Source organism: Streptomyces ossamyceticus, assembly GCF_001418475.1.
Taxonomy (GTDB): domain Bacteria; phylum Actinomycetota; class Actinomycetes; order Streptomycetales; family Streptomycetaceae; genus Streptomyces; species Streptomyces ossamyceticus.
Genome location: NZ_LIQX01000337.1, coordinates 1 through 15,547, shown reverse-complemented (window position 1 = coordinate 15,547; position 15,547 = coordinate 1). Strand labels below are relative to the sequence as shown.

The 15,547-nt window shown below is 67.7% G+C and carries 14 protein-coding genes and 1 pseudogene; 9 read left to right on the top strand and 6 right to left on the bottom strand.

All coding sequences use genetic code 11. The annotated features are described in order from the left end of the window. Positions 1-13: 13 nt before the first annotated feature. The 3 genes from AOK15_RS42660 to AOK15_RS24410 all read right to left on the bottom strand — a co-directional run bounded on the left by AOK15_RS42660 (position 14) and on the right by AOK15_RS24410 (position 2,141). Positions 14-873, bottom strand: a protein-coding gene (locus AOK15_RS42660) for an IS5 family transposase (RefSeq protein ID WP_420876959.1) whose coding sequence is annotated in 2 segments (ribosomal slippage) — positions 14-507 and positions 507-873 — 861 coding nt in all. Because the reading frame shifts where the segments join, the coding sequence is not laid out codon by codon here. An 87-nt stretch (positions 874-960) separates the two neighbouring features. Next, positions 961-1,338 (bottom strand): PadR family transcriptional regulator, encoded by a 378-nt coding sequence (locus AOK15_RS42655; protein WP_205632218.1) that lies wholly within the window; start codon positions 1,336-1,338, stop codon positions 961-963. A gap of 263 nt (positions 1,339-1,601) precedes the next feature. Next, the gene (locus tag AOK15_RS24410; protein ID WP_055520382.1) at positions 1,602-2,141 is read right to left on the bottom strand and encodes a sigma-70 family RNA polymerase sigma factor; all 540 of its coding nucleotides are present in this window, start codon (positions 2,139-2,141) and stop codon (positions 1,602-1,604) included. Positions 2,142-3,145: 1,004 nt separating this feature from the next. Here AOK15_RS24410 and AOK15_RS42650 point away from each other — a divergent pair. Both AOK15_RS42650 and AOK15_RS24405 read left to right on the top strand, forming a co-directional pair. Then, positions 3,146-3,343: a DUF6417 family protein gene (locus tag AOK15_RS42650; protein WP_079058668.1), complete on the top strand. Its 198-nt coding sequence runs from the start codon at positions 3,146-3,148 to the stop codon at positions 3,341-3,343. Positions 3,344-3,487: 144 nt separating this feature from the next. Next, entirely contained in the window at positions 3,488-3,766 is a 279-nt protein-coding gene (locus AOK15_RS24405; RefSeq protein WP_055520381.1) for a hypothetical protein, read from the top strand. A 273-nt stretch (positions 3,767-4,039) separates the two neighbouring features. On the opposite strand, the gene AOK15_RS48340 is transcribed toward AOK15_RS24405, so the two are convergent. Genes AOK15_RS48340 through AOK15_RS24390 form a run of 3 tightly spaced genes read right to left on the bottom strand, consistent with a single transcriptional unit; the run spans position 4,040 to position 7,705 of the window. After that, positions 4,040-5,992, bottom strand: coding sequence for a DUF3732 domain-containing protein (locus AOK15_RS48340; RefSeq protein WP_055520379.1), 1,953 nt, complete (start codon positions 5,990-5,992; stop codon positions 4,040-4,042). 31 nt (positions 5,993-6,023) lie between these two features. Next, positions 6,024-6,500, bottom strand: coding sequence for a three component ABC system middle component (locus AOK15_RS24395; RefSeq protein WP_063799039.1), 477 nt, complete (start codon positions 6,498-6,500; stop codon positions 6,024-6,026). A 2-nt stretch (positions 6,501-6,502) separates the two neighbouring features. Beyond that, the gene (locus AOK15_RS24390) at positions 6,503-7,705 is read right to left on the bottom strand and encodes an ABC-three component system protein (RefSeq protein ID WP_055520375.1); all 1,203 of its coding nucleotides are present in this window, start codon (positions 7,703-7,705) and stop codon (positions 6,503-6,505) included. Positions 7,706-8,290: 585 nt separating this feature from the next. On the opposite strand from AOK15_RS24390, the gene AOK15_RS46170 reads away from it, so the two are divergent. From AOK15_RS46170 to AOK15_RS47195, 7 genes and pseudogenes are all read left to right on the top strand, one after another. After that, on the top strand, positions 8,291-8,518 hold the full coding sequence (locus AOK15_RS46170) for a hypothetical protein (protein ID WP_055520373.1): 228 nt from the start codon (positions 8,291-8,293) through the stop codon (positions 8,516-8,518). Positions 8,519-8,857: 339 nt separating this feature from the next. Next, positions 8,858-9,211 (top strand): effector-associated constant component EACC1, encoded by a 354-nt coding sequence (locus AOK15_RS24380; RefSeq protein WP_055520371.1) that lies wholly within the window; start codon positions 8,858-8,860, stop codon positions 9,209-9,211. Between the two features lie 16 nt (positions 9,212-9,227). Beyond that, the gene (locus tag AOK15_RS24375) at positions 9,228-10,277 is read left to right on the top strand and encodes a caspase family protein (protein WP_157870359.1); all 1,050 of its coding nucleotides are present in this window, start codon (positions 9,228-9,230) and stop codon (positions 10,275-10,277) included. Between the two features lie 13 nt (positions 10,278-10,290). Beyond that, positions 10,291-11,481, top strand: coding sequence for a trypco2 family protein (locus AOK15_RS42640; protein WP_055520367.1), 1,191 nt, complete (start codon positions 10,291-10,293; stop codon positions 11,479-11,481). A gap of 401 nt (positions 11,482-11,882) precedes the next feature. Beyond that, a pseudogene (locus AOK15_RS48855) lies at positions 11,883-12,707 on the top strand (hypothetical protein); the annotation flags it as partial. Beyond that, the gene (locus AOK15_RS24365; RefSeq protein ID WP_157870357.1) at positions 12,673-14,736 is read left to right on the top strand and encodes a CHAT domain-containing protein; all 2,064 of its coding nucleotides are present in this window, start codon (positions 12,673-12,675) and stop codon (positions 14,734-14,736) included. The pseudogene AOK15_RS48855 and the gene AOK15_RS24365, both read left to right, overlap by 35 nt. 233 nt (positions 14,737-14,969) lie before the next feature. Then, positions 14,970-15,386, top strand: a complete 417-nt coding sequence (locus AOK15_RS47195; RefSeq protein WP_338059922.1) for a DUF6087 family protein — start codon at positions 14,970-14,972, stop codon at positions 15,384-15,386. The last annotated feature ends 161 nt before the right edge of the window (positions 15,387-15,547 follow it).

The window sequence follows — 15,547 nt, the reverse complement described above, 5'->3', positions numbered from 1 at the left end:
CTAGGGTCCGTCTTCAAACGGATCTTGCCCAGAGCAGGAGTGACGCGAGATTGACCGCTGCTTCGTAGGAGGTGGCGGTCTTGTCGTATCTGGTGGCGATGCCACGGAAGCCTTTGAGCTGGTTGAAGCAGCGTTCGACGACGTTGCGCCGGCGGTAGACCTGTCGGTCGAATGTCGGTGGCCTGCCTCCGTGGCGGCCGCGGTTGTGGCGGTGACGCTGCTGGTCGTTCTTCTCCGGGATGGTGCACGCGATGCCGCGTCTGCGCAGGTAGGCGCGGAAGCCGCGGGAGCTGTAGGCCTTGTCGGCGATGACCCGGTCGGGCCTGCAGCGGGGCCGGCCCTGCCCGGTTCGCGGGACGCGGATGCGCTCCAGCAGGGGGCGTGCGCAGACGCTGTCGTGGCGTTGGCCTGGGGTCAGCAGGACGGCGAGGGGACGGCCGCGGCCGTCGCAGGCGAGGTGGATCTTGGTGGTCAGTCCGCCGCGGGATCGGCCGAGGGCGTGATCGTCCGGTTCGTCCGGCCGGTGGCCCCCCCTTTTCGACCCGTCGCGGCGGCGTGCTGGTGGGCGCGGACGATGGTGGAGTCGATCTGGACGAGCCAGTCGAGATCGCCGGCCGTGTCCGCGCGGGCCTGGATCTGCTGGAGTGCCCGGGTGAACACGCCGTCCAGGGCGTAGCGGCGGAAGCGGGTGTAGACCGTTTTCCACGGCCCGTAGCGTTCCGGCAGGTCGCGCCAGGAGATCCCGGTCCGGATCTTGTAGACCATCCCGTTGACGACCTGCCGATCCTTCACGCGCGGCCGCCCTGTCGCAGCCCGCGGTATGAGCGGAGCGAGTAACTCCCACTCCTGATCGGTGAGTTCATGACGACGTATCACCCCACCATGATCCACTACCGATGATCTTTGAAGACGGACCCTAGCACACGGGATGCCCCGCCGCCCGGAGTGGGCATGCCCTTGTCAGTCAACGGTGCCTCCAGCCACACCGGGACGTACGGGACCGGGGTGGGCCCGAGCAGGCGCTGCAGCCCTCGCCTCGGCGAGAGCGTGCGGAGCCTTGGCGGCTCCTTCAGAGCTGATGCGGTAGAAGCGGCGCCGAGGGCGGCCCTCACCTTCTGCGATTTCGTCCGGTTCCCAGTACCGCTCGACCCAGCCCGCTTGTCGCAGGCGCTCAAGAATGGGGAAAAGGGTGCCGTTGGGCAGCCGCGAAAGTCTGGAGAGCTCCAGCCCGTATAGTCCCTCGGCGAGCACTATGGAGCGGCGTTCGCCGTTGTCGTGATGGCCGAGGAGCGCACGCAGCACAGTCTGGGTGTGCGGCGTCATCTTCACGTCCGACATGCATCCAGCCTACCTAGGTAGAAGCCAATCCATCTACCTAGGTAGGCTTCATGTTCCAAGCCCAGGATCGATCCGTGATGGTGCCCGCCCTGGAACCTGGCGTGGCAACGCGCCTGGCAGCACAACCACGACCAGGGGACTTCGGCGGCGGATTGAAGGGGCACGATACGAAATCAGCGTGTCATGTCCCTGGGTTCCGTGGCACTGCGGAGGCGAGGCAAGCATCTGGGCCGCGGGCCGGGAGACTGAAGGGGCAGCCGGGGTCAGGATCTTGCGGGGCTGGCGATCAGGACTACGAGAGGGTCAGCGGCAAGGCGCTGACGGGCATGGAAGAGGTGAACTCGGACCGTATTGGGGCTGATGCCCAGCTGCTGTGCGATGTGGGCCGTCGGCACGCCGAGTGTCCACAGCCACGTGACCTGCCGCATGCGCCGGGGAAGCCTGTTGAGCGCTTCGGCCAGCCCGCGGTTGCGAAAGTTTTCGACGGCCATCTCTTCGGAGCTCCGCTCGACCTCGTTGCTGTGCAAGAGCTCGCCGGTCGTCACCTCCAGTCTGAAGCGCGCTGAGGCGAAGTGGTCGGCCACAAGATTGCGGGCGATGGTGACCAACCAGGCCCCGAAGTCCCTCCCTCGCCAGGCGAAGGTATCCAAGCGTTGGAACGCGCGGACGAACACTTCGCTGGTCAGGTCCTCTGCGGTTGGCATACCCCCGACCCGGTAGTAGACGTACCGGTACACCGTGTCGCTGTAGGCCGTGTAAAGCTGAGCGAAGGCCTCACCGTCGCCCCCCTGGGCACGCTCCACACACCACACGATGTTCTGAATCCCGTGCGCCGGCTCCCCGCCCGAAGGGCGGGGAGCCGGCGATGCTGACGTTGGCATCAGCTCTCGGCCGTCGAGGCGCTGGGGCGACGTAGGGCCATCCACAAGGCAGCTCCCGCTTGGACAAGGGCTGCGGTGCTGGCAGCCACTGCGGGGGTCGGCGCAGCGATACAAGCCGTGACCGTCAACAGAAGGATGAACACCAGGACGACCACTTGGCCGTGATGTGGGATCAACGCGCCGCAGAGTGGCTGGCGGCAACGGTCTGTGGGCAGACGCAGTGAGTGATGCATGGGGTGAACTCCCGTGTCTGGGAGGGCCTTTCACCGTGCTCCGGCCAAGGACTGCGGCGTAAAGCCCCGCGAGGATGACTACTCGCAGTGTGGGACAGGTCACACCATTCGTCCAAGGCCTGGGAAGCGTGGATAAGTTCACACGTTCTGGACTAAACGCCCCTGGTGGCAGCATCGTTGAACAGTTCGCTGGTGCCTGCGGAGTGGCGTGGCGTTGGCGTTGAGGCAGGTGCGGAACATCTCCGCGTCTGGGAGAGGCCCGCCGTCTGCTCCGGCCGAGCGACTGAGACGGCGGGCCTTCGCCTTTGGCATGTCACCGACCTTGCGGACGAGTTCTCATGGCGACGAACCCATCGCCGAGCACTACCTGATCCAGGCCAGGCCCACACGCTGAGCAGCACTGCCTGGCGCCGCAAGTGACACGAGGGCGCGCGATTTGCCGGAGTCGCTCTCACTGCGGCGGACATGTACCCCAGGGTCGACGCGCAGCGAGCCCCTGACGGGCACAGTGAGGCGGGCGTGCGCCCGTCCGCGGTCTCGTCGACCGGTGGCACGCCCTGCTGGCGCCGCCTGGGTCACGTCCGTGGCCGCCCGGGCCCCCGCAGGACCCCTTCTGTGTGCCCGGCTTCTCAGGCAGAGAGGTGCGGTCCCGCGTGCCCGTAACCGCAAGGGGGCGTCCTGTGTTTGCCCAGCATGGAAGATGATCTCCTCGATGCCGGATACTCCATGCCGGAACTGACCGAGCCGCGTCTGGCGCTGTTCACGCTGTCGGAGGCGCATGAACTGCTGGATGTACTGCACCATTTCAGCACGCCAGATACCCCTTGGGGTGCCCAAGCCGGTCGTTTCGCGGCGGAGTTGGCGGCGCGTGTCCCTTCACGTGAGGCATAAGCCGCACCACCGGCCCTCTTCCCCGTTGCTCGCGCCGGGGTACGGGACCTGCGCCGAGCGGCCGATACGGCCGCCTGTAGCACCGCGGGGTCGCGTCTCGACCCGACAGTCCGTCTTCACCGACCCGCTGGAGAGCTTCTGCGGATGGTACGGGCGAAGATCGACGGCCATTGCGATACCGTATGGCCGCCGGCTCTCGACGTCATCGACAGGGCGATCAAGCGTCGCAACAGAGTCGTCCACGACAGTCTTGCGGTCGGTAGGACCTGGCGCGAGTACGCGACGGGCGGCGGCGAGTGGGTGCACGTCACCACAATGTTGGGCGAGAAGGAGTGCGACACCGACACTCTCGTGAACGATCTTGCTCTGCAGCAGGATGCCACTACAGCGGCCGTCGAAGTGCTGAACTGCCTGACCATCTGAAAATCCTCGCCCGTCGGCCCCGGGGGGCCTCGGCCTCAGCAGCCGTTCAGGCGGACCGGGTCCGCTGCCGTCCTAGGCCTCCTCAGCATCTGTGCCAAGGATTTGAAGACGCCGTCGCGCGGCGGAGTCTGGGATTCTTTGGGGATTTGCCGGTCCAGTCATCGCTTCGCAGGCAGTGAGGTGGCGGGGTCAGTGTCCGCCGTGGCATCGGCGTCCATGCCTTCACGGGGCCCTGCTCATGCTCGCAGAGCCGGGCCCCCTTGTGAGTGGGTGTCAGTCAAGCCAGTCGTTCGGGATCAGGGCCTTGCGCTGACCGTCGAGTGGCCGCCAGTTCTCGACGATGGCGTCCTGGAACCAGGGCTCTTCGGTGAGGTTGGCGTGGTCGCACACGATGATCTGCAGAGCGCCTTCGTTGAGGTCGGCTACGTCTTTGAGGAGTTCGAAGTAGGCGGTGACGGTGTTCCAGTCGGCGTCTTGGACGGTGGTGGCGTCTTTGATCTTGGCGGGAAAAAAGGCCTGGGTTGGCTGGTCGAGCATGAGGAAGCCGGGGACGGGCCGGCGGTGGAGCCGGAAGTAGGTGTGCAGGGCGAGATGGGCGACCATGTGGTAGCCGATCCAGTTCTTGGCGCTGCCGATGCGGTTGAGCGGGAGGCGTCCTTGGGGGCGTCGTACGACGACGTTGAGCTGGCTGAGGCTGATGGCGACTTCGTCCGCGGAGGCGGCCTGGCCCAGGTCCAGGCGCCGGGACCAGTCGGTCATGTTGCCAGCGATGTCGGCCAGCCGTCGTTCCGTCTCGGCGGCGACGTCGTCCTCGTCGATCAGGGCTTGGAGGGTGGCGACGTTTTCCTGGGCCAGGGCCAGGTTGTTGCGCAGTTCGCCGATGTCGCCGGCGGGTGATCCCGTGCCGGCGGTGAGGGCTTGGTCGATGCGGCCCTGGATCCGGGCGATGCGCACATGCTGGTCCTGGAGGTTGCGCATGCGTTCGTCGTTGGCGGTCAGTTCCCGCAGTTGCGCCCCGTTGACCTTGAGGCGTTCGACGACGGATGCCCGTTCGGCTTGGAGGGATCTGCGGTGCTCGTCGCGGATCGGCTGGATGCCCTCGGCCTGGTCGAGTTCTTCCGCAAGCTGCGCGGTGAGTGTGGTGATCTCTGCCGCCGAGGCATCCGGTTCCTCCAGCGGGCGGGTGCACATCGGGCACAGAGCGGTGTCGTAGTCGCGTTCGGGTCCCAGGAGGTTGATGGTCTGCAGGCGGCCGAGTTGCAGGTGGAGTTCGCCGGTGAAGGCCTCTCCCTGCTTTTGCCAGCGGTCGACGAGGGCGAGTGCCTCGTCGAGCTGCTGCAGTTTTTCGCGCAGGTGCCGTCGCTCGTCGGTCAGGCCCTGGCGCCGGTCTGTGAGATCCACCGGGCCCACGGTGGAGACCGTGACGGTGAGCGCCTGCTCCAGGAGAGCGCGGATCTCCTCGGGGCCGGGGGCCGGGGGGACTTCCTCCAGGAGTCCTTCGCTCTGGGCGAGGCGGAGCAGGGCGACACCGCTGGCGTCCACGGCGTCGCGGTGGCGGTGGGCGTCGTCGAGCTTGCGCTGGGCGGCGCGCTGGGCGCGCTGGGCCTCGTTGAGGTGGTGGCGGCGCAGGGCCTGTTCAGGTCCGGCGGCTCCGAGAAAGTAGGGCAGAGTGTCCTTGAGGGTCTGAGCCATGCCGTTTTCGGTCTGGCGGTGGAAGAGGGCCTTCTTGTCGGCGATCTCGTTCTGGTTCTGGAAGCACAGCAGGGCCGCCTGGGCGACGGAGACGTCGAAAGCGTGGCGGGCGGCGCCGGTGGGGGGCTGGAAACGGAAGTCCTCGATGCCCAGGCGGGCACTGACCTGGCTGCGCAGCGCGGCGACGTTCGAGTTCGGTGTCAGTTCGTCGGCCCGTGGCAGGTCGAGGGTGTCGCCGCCGGTGCGGATCATGGCCTGGGTGGTCGAGGCGCCTGCGGGGCGGGGCCGTGCCAGGAGCATGCGGCTGTCGTGGAAGGCGACCAGGAGCGCGTACCAGCCCACGGTCCGGTCGATGGGTTCGTCCGGCAGGTTAGGGGTGCTGCGGCCCAGGCAGTAGTCGACGATGTCGAGGATCTCGGACTTCCCCGTCTCGGACTCGCCGGTGAGGATGTTGAGCGCCCCGGGACGAAACCGCACGACCCGCGGGGTGGGCCTGCCGTCTCGGTGGTAGAGGGCCAGGGCGAGTAGCTGCATGGTGGTTCGTAGGCTCCTTGGGCAGAGGTGGTCAGGGGCGGACGCCGAGGAGGTTGTAGGCAAGGGCCGGCTCGACGACGGCGAGCCAGCGGCCGACGAGGCCGGCGCGGCGGGCGCAGTCGGCGACTTCATCGCTGGGGGCTTGCGAGGCGGCCTTGGGCGGGCGGGGGCAGCGCAGTCCTCCTGCGGTGACCTCGAGGGCTTGGTGGCGTAGGGCGGTGCGCAGGCTGGCGCGGGTGTATTCGGTCAGGGCAGCGGCCCGTAGGGCGAAGGCGGCCTGGTGCTGGGGGTGTTCGGTGAGCCAGGCGGACATCGAGTGGACGGCCTGGGTGGGCAGGTCGTTGCGGGTGTCGGTGGGGAGCACCAGGGGCAGCACGAGGAAGGCGCTGGGCCAGGGCAGGGGGCGGTTGGCCTTCTTGGTCGCGGCGTGTACGCCGGTCGCCAGGAGGTAGGCGCCGAAGGCTGTGTTGAGCAGGGTCTGGGCTTCGGGAACGCGGTGGTTGGTCATGGTCACTGGCCTAGCTGCTCGTTGTGGTTCCGGCACAGGTCGGGATAGTCGGGATGCCAGCCGACCGATTCGTCGTCCTCGGCGCTGTGGGCCCTGCCGGCGAGGCTGTGCAGGGTGCCGCGTCCGATCCAGCTTTCGGTGGTGCTGCCGGGGCGGGCGGGGATGCCAGCGGCCTTGTCCATGGAGTCGTCAAGGACGCGTTTGCCGACGGCCTTGCGTTCGGCGGCGGTGGTGTCGTCCTCGACCGCGTCCGTGTGCCGGGTGAACACGTGGTCCCACTCGTCCCACAGGAGACGCTCGTAGTCGCCGAGGGCCTGTTCGGTGATCGTGAAGTCGCGCAGCCATGCGGAGCGTTGCGCGCGGGCGTAGTGGTAGTCGCGCAGGTGGCTGGCGATGGTGCGGTCCTTGAGGCCGATCCACTGCATCTGGGCAACGACAAGGTCGTTCTTGTAGGCCATGATCTCGGCCTGGGTGAGGCGGCGCAGCGTTTCGGTGATGGGCAGGTTCTTGCCCGTGAACCGGTCGAGGGTCTCTTCCAGGCGGCACTGCAGTTCCTGGGCGGTGACCGAGGCCCGTGCTCGGTTCTTGTCCAGCAACTCCACGGCCATGCCGTACCACCACCCCTTGATGTCGTCGAGGATGGCGCGGGCGTGCTGGCCAGGCCTGATCCCCAGTGCGCGGGCCAGCCTAGAGTCGAGGTCTGACATCAGCGGCGACGCATCGCTGATCTCCATGGCGGCGACCAGCCGGTAGCGCTGGGCAGGGGTGAGGTCGGTGAACTTCTTGCGGTCGTCCGCGATGTTGCCGGGCTCGGCCGCCTTCGCGACCGTCTCCATGCCCGCCAGGGCATCGTCGACGGAGCGCGCGGGTCCGGGGCGGAGCTTGTGGAGGAAGGTGCCTTCGGCCGCCACCTGGGTGGTGGCCAGCCGCAGCAGCGGCATGGTCCCGTCGGACAGGCGTCCCAGCACGGTCAGTGCGTCGATCCAGGAGGCGACCGAGCGCCAGAAGTCCTTGCCCGTCTCGCTCAGCCGCCCGGCGCGCTCACGGTGTTTGGACTGCAGCAGCACGAACGGGTCGCTGCTGTCCTGGTACAGGAACTCGATGTCGTCGAGGACTTCCATGCGGACTTCGACCGTGATGTCGTCCCAACTGCGCTCGGCGAGTTCCAGCAGAGCCAGTTCGCACTGGTAGAGGTATCCGGTCATCTGCCCTGCCGCCGAATGCGACCCTGCTTGCGCCACGTTCCCCACTTGAGGTCGGACCTGTACCAACGGCCGTCGGCTCGCCGGCCGTGACGACCACGCGAGATACGGTGCACACGAGTGTCAGTAAATCGACACGAACCAGACCCCCGCTCCCCTGTCGGCGTAACCTAGCACCTCTCGGGCAGGGGCCCATCGCGTGTTCCCCGGCCTCTTCCCGACCGTTGTCCACGGCGCCGCGCCAGGCCGGCCCGGGCGATGACGCCTGCCATGCACAGGTTCACATGAGCAGCTTGGGCGTCGTACCTCTCTTGCAGGGTCGCTTGGGTCTGGCCTGCTGCCGGCCGCCTGCGTTCCTTGGCGTCCATTGGCCGTTGGGGAAGAAGGCAATCAGGTAAAGGCCGTTGCGGGTACGGAGTGCGTCGAGGTAATCGTCGGCAAGCTGGGTCTCCGTCTGCCGGCCACACGCGAGCCGTCCCGGCCGACGGGCCTTTGTCTCCGGCAAGCGCAGGCAGAACACCGCCAAGACCACCACGGCAGCGATGGTCAGGGCCGCACCCTGTGGTCCGGGGCCCAGCGCCAGGTCGGATGCACGACCAGACCGCCGTGCGCACCGAGGGCATCGCCGAGCAGTTCCACCAGCACCCCGGCGTGAAGGCTGAGGCCGACGACGGCTACCGCGGCCTGGCCAACGAGTTCCCAGACCAGGTCAGCGCCCCGCTCAAGAAACCGAAGAACATAAAAGCCCCGAACGAGGGGCCGGTCACCGAGCAGTACGGCTGGCGCGAGATGAAATGCCGCCAGTCCTCCCGCTGAATCTGCGTTGAGCAGGCCAACGCCGAAGTCCGGCAGTAACGCCGGCTCCAGCGGTACACCGGCCGCCGCGAGACCTATGGCGAGACCCACCTCGCCATCGCCGCCCTGGTCTCCGACCTCGCCGCCAAGCGGGCCCACCCGGCACCCAGCACCGAGCTGGTGCACGTCCGCACAACAGCCTGCTGAACCACCAGCCAGTCGAACCCGCAGGCCAACACGCCCCAGGATCAATCGCGGGTCAGCCCGTTAGCGTTGTCCACCTCGTTGATTCGGGGAACATCGGTCACGGCGTCGCAGTATGCTCGTCGGGAATTGCGAGGGGGCAGGGGGGCCACGACGATGCAGATCCTGATCAGGTGTGTCACGGAAGAGGACGGCGATGATGTCTCGTCCGAACTGTTCGACTGGCTTGTGGACGACGCCAACGCACGCAAGCATGCCGCGCCCCAGCTGCTGGACGTCCCGCCTGGGACCAACAAGCTGGGCGTCGTAGCCATCATCCAGCTCGTCCTGAGTGGCGCGTTCAGCGCCACCTCCCTTGGTGTCGTGATCGCGCAGTGGCGCGAACAGCGGCGGACCTCTGCAGCCGCGAAAATCACTGTCACTGTAGAGAAGGACGGCAAGCAGTTCGCGGTAACCGGATCGGATGCGGGTGAGATCCAACGCAAGCTCGACGAGCTGGACGCGACCTGACCCGACCATGCGATCGTTGCGCCCGGACGAGTCCCGTGCGGTGCTGATCGGGGTCGCGGAGTACCCGGATGGCGGAACCTTCGACAGCGTCGAGGGGGCCTCCTATAACGTGCTGCGCCTGAAAGAACTTCTCACCGACCCCACATATGCGGGTTTTCACCCTAAGCGTGAATACACACGCACCATGTTGAACCCGCATGCATCTGAGGGCATCCGCGCTGCCATCAAGCGTGCGGCCGAGCAGGCAACCGACGTCTTGTTCGTGTACTACGTCGGGCATGGCTCGCGCGTAGGAGCGGAGCGTGAGCTGTACCTCACGACGTGCACTACCGCCAGCGGCGAATCGGTCGAGACCACCGGGCTGCGCTACACCACTCTGCGGGACCTGCTACGTGCAGCACGCGCCCGTGTCGTCGTACTGGTCCTCGACTGTTGCTTCAGCGGCCTCGCGACGAAGGTGCTCGGCGACGGCGATGCGCTGGCCGAGGACGAGCTGCTCGAACAGGATAAGGCTGCCGAAGACGTCGACGAAGGTGTCATCGACGGCGTCTGCGTCCTGGCATCGAGCGGACCCACGCAGACCTCGGAGGCATCCGACAAGGCCTCGGCGACCAACTACACCGCGTTCACAGGCCACCTTGTGGCGGTGCTGGAGAATGGAGACGGTGACACCACTCCACTGCTTCTCGGTGAACTGTTCCGGCGCACAGAAAAACGTATGGGAAGGTTCAGCGTCGGGCACCAGCCACTGATGGCCACCGTCGGGACGGCCACCAATCTCGTGATGCGACAGGCATCTGCGCCGCCACCGGAGCCGGTGTCCACTCCGGCGCTGGCTCCTCTCGCTCCCCCGGACTCAGTGAGCCTGGCATCGGATGCCCAGGCCGACGCAGGGCCACCCATTGGCCTGCTCAGCTGGCTTCCTGACGGAACCATCGTCGTCCACGACCCAGAATACGCCGACCGAATCATCGGCCTGCGTGGCCGCCCCGCACCCCCGGCTGTCCAGGACGACACACCGACAGAAGCAGACATGGCACAGGAGGATAAGCACGATGGGCATTAGTCCGCCCTCCGCCATGGAGCTTCTGCGAACGGTACGCCGCCTCGCTGCCAAAACTCCCGACCAGTACGGGCAGTGGGCGGACGTTGCCCTGCTGGCCAGCAGCCAGTGGCGCGCGGCCGGGGACCTGCGAAACGCGTTGTCCTGTGCTCAGGAGGCGGTGCATGCCTGCCGGATAGCGGCGTCGGCGGATCAGGGAGGCAGCGATGAAGTACGCCTCGCCAAGGCGCTGTTGGTTCTCGCCGAGAGTCTGACCGCGTTGGGTTCGCCCGACGAGGCGCTGGACATCTTCGACGAAGCCCGGTCCATCGCCGCAGAACAGACAGCCAAAACCCCCAGTGCTGCCGACGCTTTGCCAGTCCTGGCTGGCGCCTTAAGCGCGCAGGCCGGTCTGGTCGCGGAGCAGGGCGACCTCGCAGAAGCTCTGGACCTGGCACACCAGGCCGTCACTGCGTACGAGAGGCTGAACGACGTTCATGGCCGGGGGGCGGCGCAGACGTTGCTGCTCGCCAAGAGCCTGAACAGCCGGGCGGTCATCGCCGCTGCAAGCGGCGACTACGACGCGGCGACAGGGGACATGGAGCGGGCCGTCGATCTCTACCGAGAGGCGATCGCATCGGGAGCACGCAACGGCGAGGCGCTGCTGAGTCGGGCACTGCACGCCCAAAATGCCATCCAGAAGGAACGTGGTGCCGGACCTATGCACGACGCGGTCCAGGGCTCGCACGCCTACCTGGCTGCCGCGCGCCACGATCCGCAGGTTCTTGCAATTGACTTGGGTACCTCGTCCACCAGTGTGTTTCTCACCGGCTTCGGTCCACAGGAGGCCGCCGAATCACGGCCCGGGCCCGAACTGGAGAACTCCAGCAAGGAAGGAACCGGAGCATTGGCTCAGGAGCGCAACACCTATGTGGAGCTAGCCGCAGCCATTGAGGCGGTGCGCGAGGAGCTGCGGCGCACCGCCGCGCACCGAGACGATCTCAGGTTCGAGGTCGGTCCAATTGAACTGGAATTCGGCGTGGAGCTGCGGGAGGACCCGCGGTCCCGGGCAGGAGTCCGCGTCATGGTCCTCACAGGCGGCCCCGACCGGACCGCCGGCGCGGCACAACACCGCATCCGGCTCGAACTGACACCTCAGTCGCTGCACGGAGAAGCGCTGCTGATCGGAGATGACGCTTCCGCCCCGAGTAACTGGCGTGACGAATAAACTGCAGCGCCTGGTCGGCGATGGCGATCGACTCGTGCACGGCCGGTCCACCGCCTGCGCCTCGCTCTCGGCCGCGTCCCCGGAGGCGCAGTCACCACCGGCGTTCAGCTGCTCGGCAGCACCATCCCGCTGTGACGACCTGCTCCGCGGCCACCCTCACTCCCGTCGAAGGCCGGTGGGAGGTGAAGGAGGGCGGCCCCGTGCGGCTGTGGTAGCGAGTCGAGCGAGTGCTGTCCGCATACGACGAGGCGGACCGGCCCGGGCCTGAGACGTTCACGCTGCACGCCTACGACGGCGGGCAGCACCTGCGGCACCCGCACTTGCCCGGACTGCCGCTGCCCGGGTATTGATCCGGGCCGACCTGGAAGAGTCCGGAGCGTGGCGCCGACGGATTCACTTCCGTCGACCATGACCCGAAGATGACCGTGCGAGCCGGAGCGGCCACCTGCGGGGCGGTCACCCAGAACCTGCCGCCGCCTGCCGCCGCCGTGCCGGGCGGCGACGCCCAAAACGAAGACGGCATTGAGGAAGAGAGCGCGAAAAGCCAGCGCGAGCGCACCCGCAGGGCCGTCGGTGACCTGCTGATCCGGCAGAACGGTCTGATCAGGCCTCCAGCCCACCAGGGCACCACGCAGCATCCGCTGACCGACGTGGCATGCCTGGGTCTGTGGGTGGTACGCCGCACCGGTGACTTCAGGACCGTCATGCCGCTGGCCGTGGCGAGCGTGCCCGACCGTCCGCACGTCCTCCGGGTCGGAAGGGCCGCCGGGCGGGTCCTGCAGCCGGCGTCCGCCAAGCAGGTAACCGACCCGCCGCTGCTGCCCGAGTGGCTGCAGGCAGCACTCGATGCTGTCGCCGCCGCCCCGCGGCGGCCCTCGCCAAGGTTCAGATCGGGCGGGTGGCGGCCCGCCGACTCGGCCCCAGCGGACACGGCTACATCGAGGATGCCAGCGCCTGACAGTACCGCCTCGCCCCCGCCGGCCAGGCGTACCTCGCCGCAAACTCTGATGGTGCACAGGGCGAGACAACTGACCAGAAGTGCTGAGCAGGCGCGACCCCGTAGTCACCGGGGCTCTGCACCAGGTGAGAGGATGGCCTGCGCCTGCTGGCCGGGGCCTGGGGACCGAGGTGTTGAATCACAAACACGGGGGCTATTCGGTGCGCTTGGACGAGTTGTTTCCGTCTGCCTCCGTGCAGCTGCCCCCTGGGGCGGAGATCGCCGGTGAAGGGCTGGACGATCCCCGCTCAGTGGTGGCCGTAGGGCTGCTGCTGCAGCATCTGCAGACACAGCTGAGCGAGTCCGGACACGCGCTTGAGCAGTTCACCTTCGCGTTGTTGGAAGACATCCAAGGGCTCGAGAAATCCCAGCCCTGTGTACCGGAGTCGGCGCGAACCGTGCTGGCCATGATGGTGTGTTGGTTCCCGGCACGCCATGCGTTCGAGCACGCGCAGCCGCTCGCGATGTGGCGCTGGCTACATAGTGCGTTCGGACCTCCGGTGCTGGCGGACGCCAGCGACGCCAAGATCGACTTGGCGCCGCTCGACCGGGCTTTGCGCGACGAGACCTTCGGGGTCGCGGCGCAGGCGTCGCTCATCATGCTGGCGCCGGTGCTGTTTTATCTCAACAACAATGCACACTCGGCGGACGGGCTGGCCCGGCAACTGCTCCCGGCCGTGCTCGCCCTGTGCGGCGACGGTCTTGTCCAGGGACCCGTGCAGAGGATAGAGGCGGCCGCCCATGTGCTGACCTACCTGGTGCGCAACCATCAGCGCGAGGAAGCTTGCGCTCTGGGGCACGAGCTGGAGTTCTGCCTGTATGCGCATCCGGCCTCCCCCATGGCCGGCGGCCTGGCCGTCCTGCTGGCCGGCGCTCAGCCGCCGGTCACCCACCGCAAACCTGCCGCGATCGCCCGCTGGGCATTGGAGCACCTGGAGGTGAACCCCTACACGGCGCTGTCCCTCAAAACGATTGTCGCCACGCGGATGGACGACGCCGAACGTGCCGCGTACTTCCCCCAGGTTCTGTCCCAACTGCAGGTTGTGGCCGCCCTGGTGGAGCGGGAGCAGCGGGCGGCACAGCTGTCACGGGATCGGGGCACGCTGCTTTCCATGTCCGGACCGATGCTCCACACGCTTCTGCAGGGAGGCGATCACGAGCGGCTGATGCAGTGGCTATCGGCCTGGCACGGTGTCGCGCCCGGTGAGCAGCGCCGGAACCGGTGCGTGGTCCTTGCAACAGGCAGCCGTGCCTGGTTCCGGCCCCAGACAGCGCCTGAGGATGGTGACGATGCGCCGCTGGTGCGGCTGACCGCGGCGATGAACGCCGCTCTGGGACGCAGCCTGATCACGAGCGGACTGCCCGATACCGCGCTGACAGTCCCTGCCACCGGGCGCACGTATGACGAGCACGCACCAGAGCTCGAGGCGGCCTTGGAGAACTTCGTCGACACCGCAGACCTGGCGGACTACGCCCGGACGGAGAAAGCCGAGGCGTTCATCTCCCTGCTGCCGGCCCTGACACCGGTGCAGGCTCTGCTGGCGCGACGGCAGGGACCGGTCCTGCCGCTGGCCGTCAGCCTGCGCCAGCCTCTGCCGGACCGGCCGGTGAAAGCCGTCCAGTTGTGGTGCGGCCAGGCCCCCTTCACCCGCGCCGAGGCCGATGTACTGCAGACAGTGTTCTCCTATGCCGGCGTCCGGTGCGACATCGTGGACCTCAGCGAGGTGACCCGGTCCAGCTTCCTGACCGCCTACCAGCAGGACGAGCACGACGTGATCTGGGTGGCCGCACACGGCCGGCACCCGCTCCTCGACCCGGACGACTCCTCGATCCTGCTCAGCTCGACCGAGCACGTGTCCCTAGAGGAACTGGCCGCCGCATCCGTGCCGTCCACGGGGCAGCGCCGGTTGCTGGTCCTCAATACCTGCGACAGCGCGGCAGCCAACGCCCAAGGACCGTACGACGACTTCGGCCTGGCGCGCTCCGTGGCAGGGCCCGGGCAGGCCGTCATCGGACACCTGTGGCCGGTGCCCGGCGGCGCGGCCGTCGTCTTCGGCGCACTACTGGCCTGTGAACTGGCCGACGGCAGCGGCTTCGCCGAATCGTTCGAGACAGCGCTGTGCGCCTTCCAGGACACGTGGCACGGCCTCGCACGCCGGCTTGCGGACCGCGGCATCGGAGCCGAAATCGCCGAAGCCCTGCACGATTTCCGCGACCCCACCCTTCTGGACTGGGGCAGCCCCGCCTTCCTCGAGTAGCTGCCACGGCCAAACGATATGGTGCCGAGCCGGTCGGGCTCCTGAGCGATGCCGAGCACTACTTGCTGGACACACCAAGGCAGCAGCTGGCCCTCGGCGGTGCTGTGGACCGTATCGGCCTGGCCGCTGCCCTGTTCACCGAGGGCAAGCCCGAAGCAGGGCCTACCAGGCGCTGGACGACGCCAATCACATCGGCTCCACGCTCGTGGCCTCCCGGCTCAGCACGCTGCTGGATGCCGCACACCGGTACCGAACCACCACGGTGGACGAGGTCCGCACCCGCGCAGCGGATGTCGCAGCAGCGCGGCCGACGCCGGTTGCGCCTGAACCATCGGAGCCATGGGCAAGCACTTCCGACCGGGCCGCCGAACCAGCTGCCCCGCGCCGTCCCACGCGTCGACGCCGACGACAGGCTCGCCGCGTACAACCGGCGCCGAGCGCCGCTGGACGTCTGGCGCCGGCACCACCCGCTCGACGGCGGCGACCGTCACCTCCGCCCGGGCGAACCGAGAGCCCGGGAGGAGTGGAACGGGTTTACGTTTGAGCCTGCGGGCACCGCGGCGAACCTCACTGGGGCCCAGCGGTGGGTGAATGAACAGACGACCGACACGACCGGCCGCCCTGTTGAGGAACGTCGGAACAGCGATTAGCGGTAGACGCCCTTCCGCTTCCGGACTCTTCTCCCTAAGCTGCGGCCAGGTGACAAGTAGCTGTGCGTGACAATCGGCGGGGGGTGACTCTCACACCTCCAGATCCAAGTCGCTACCGCCACCACCGTGTCCAGTGGACGGCTCCCCCGCCGGCGGGGGAG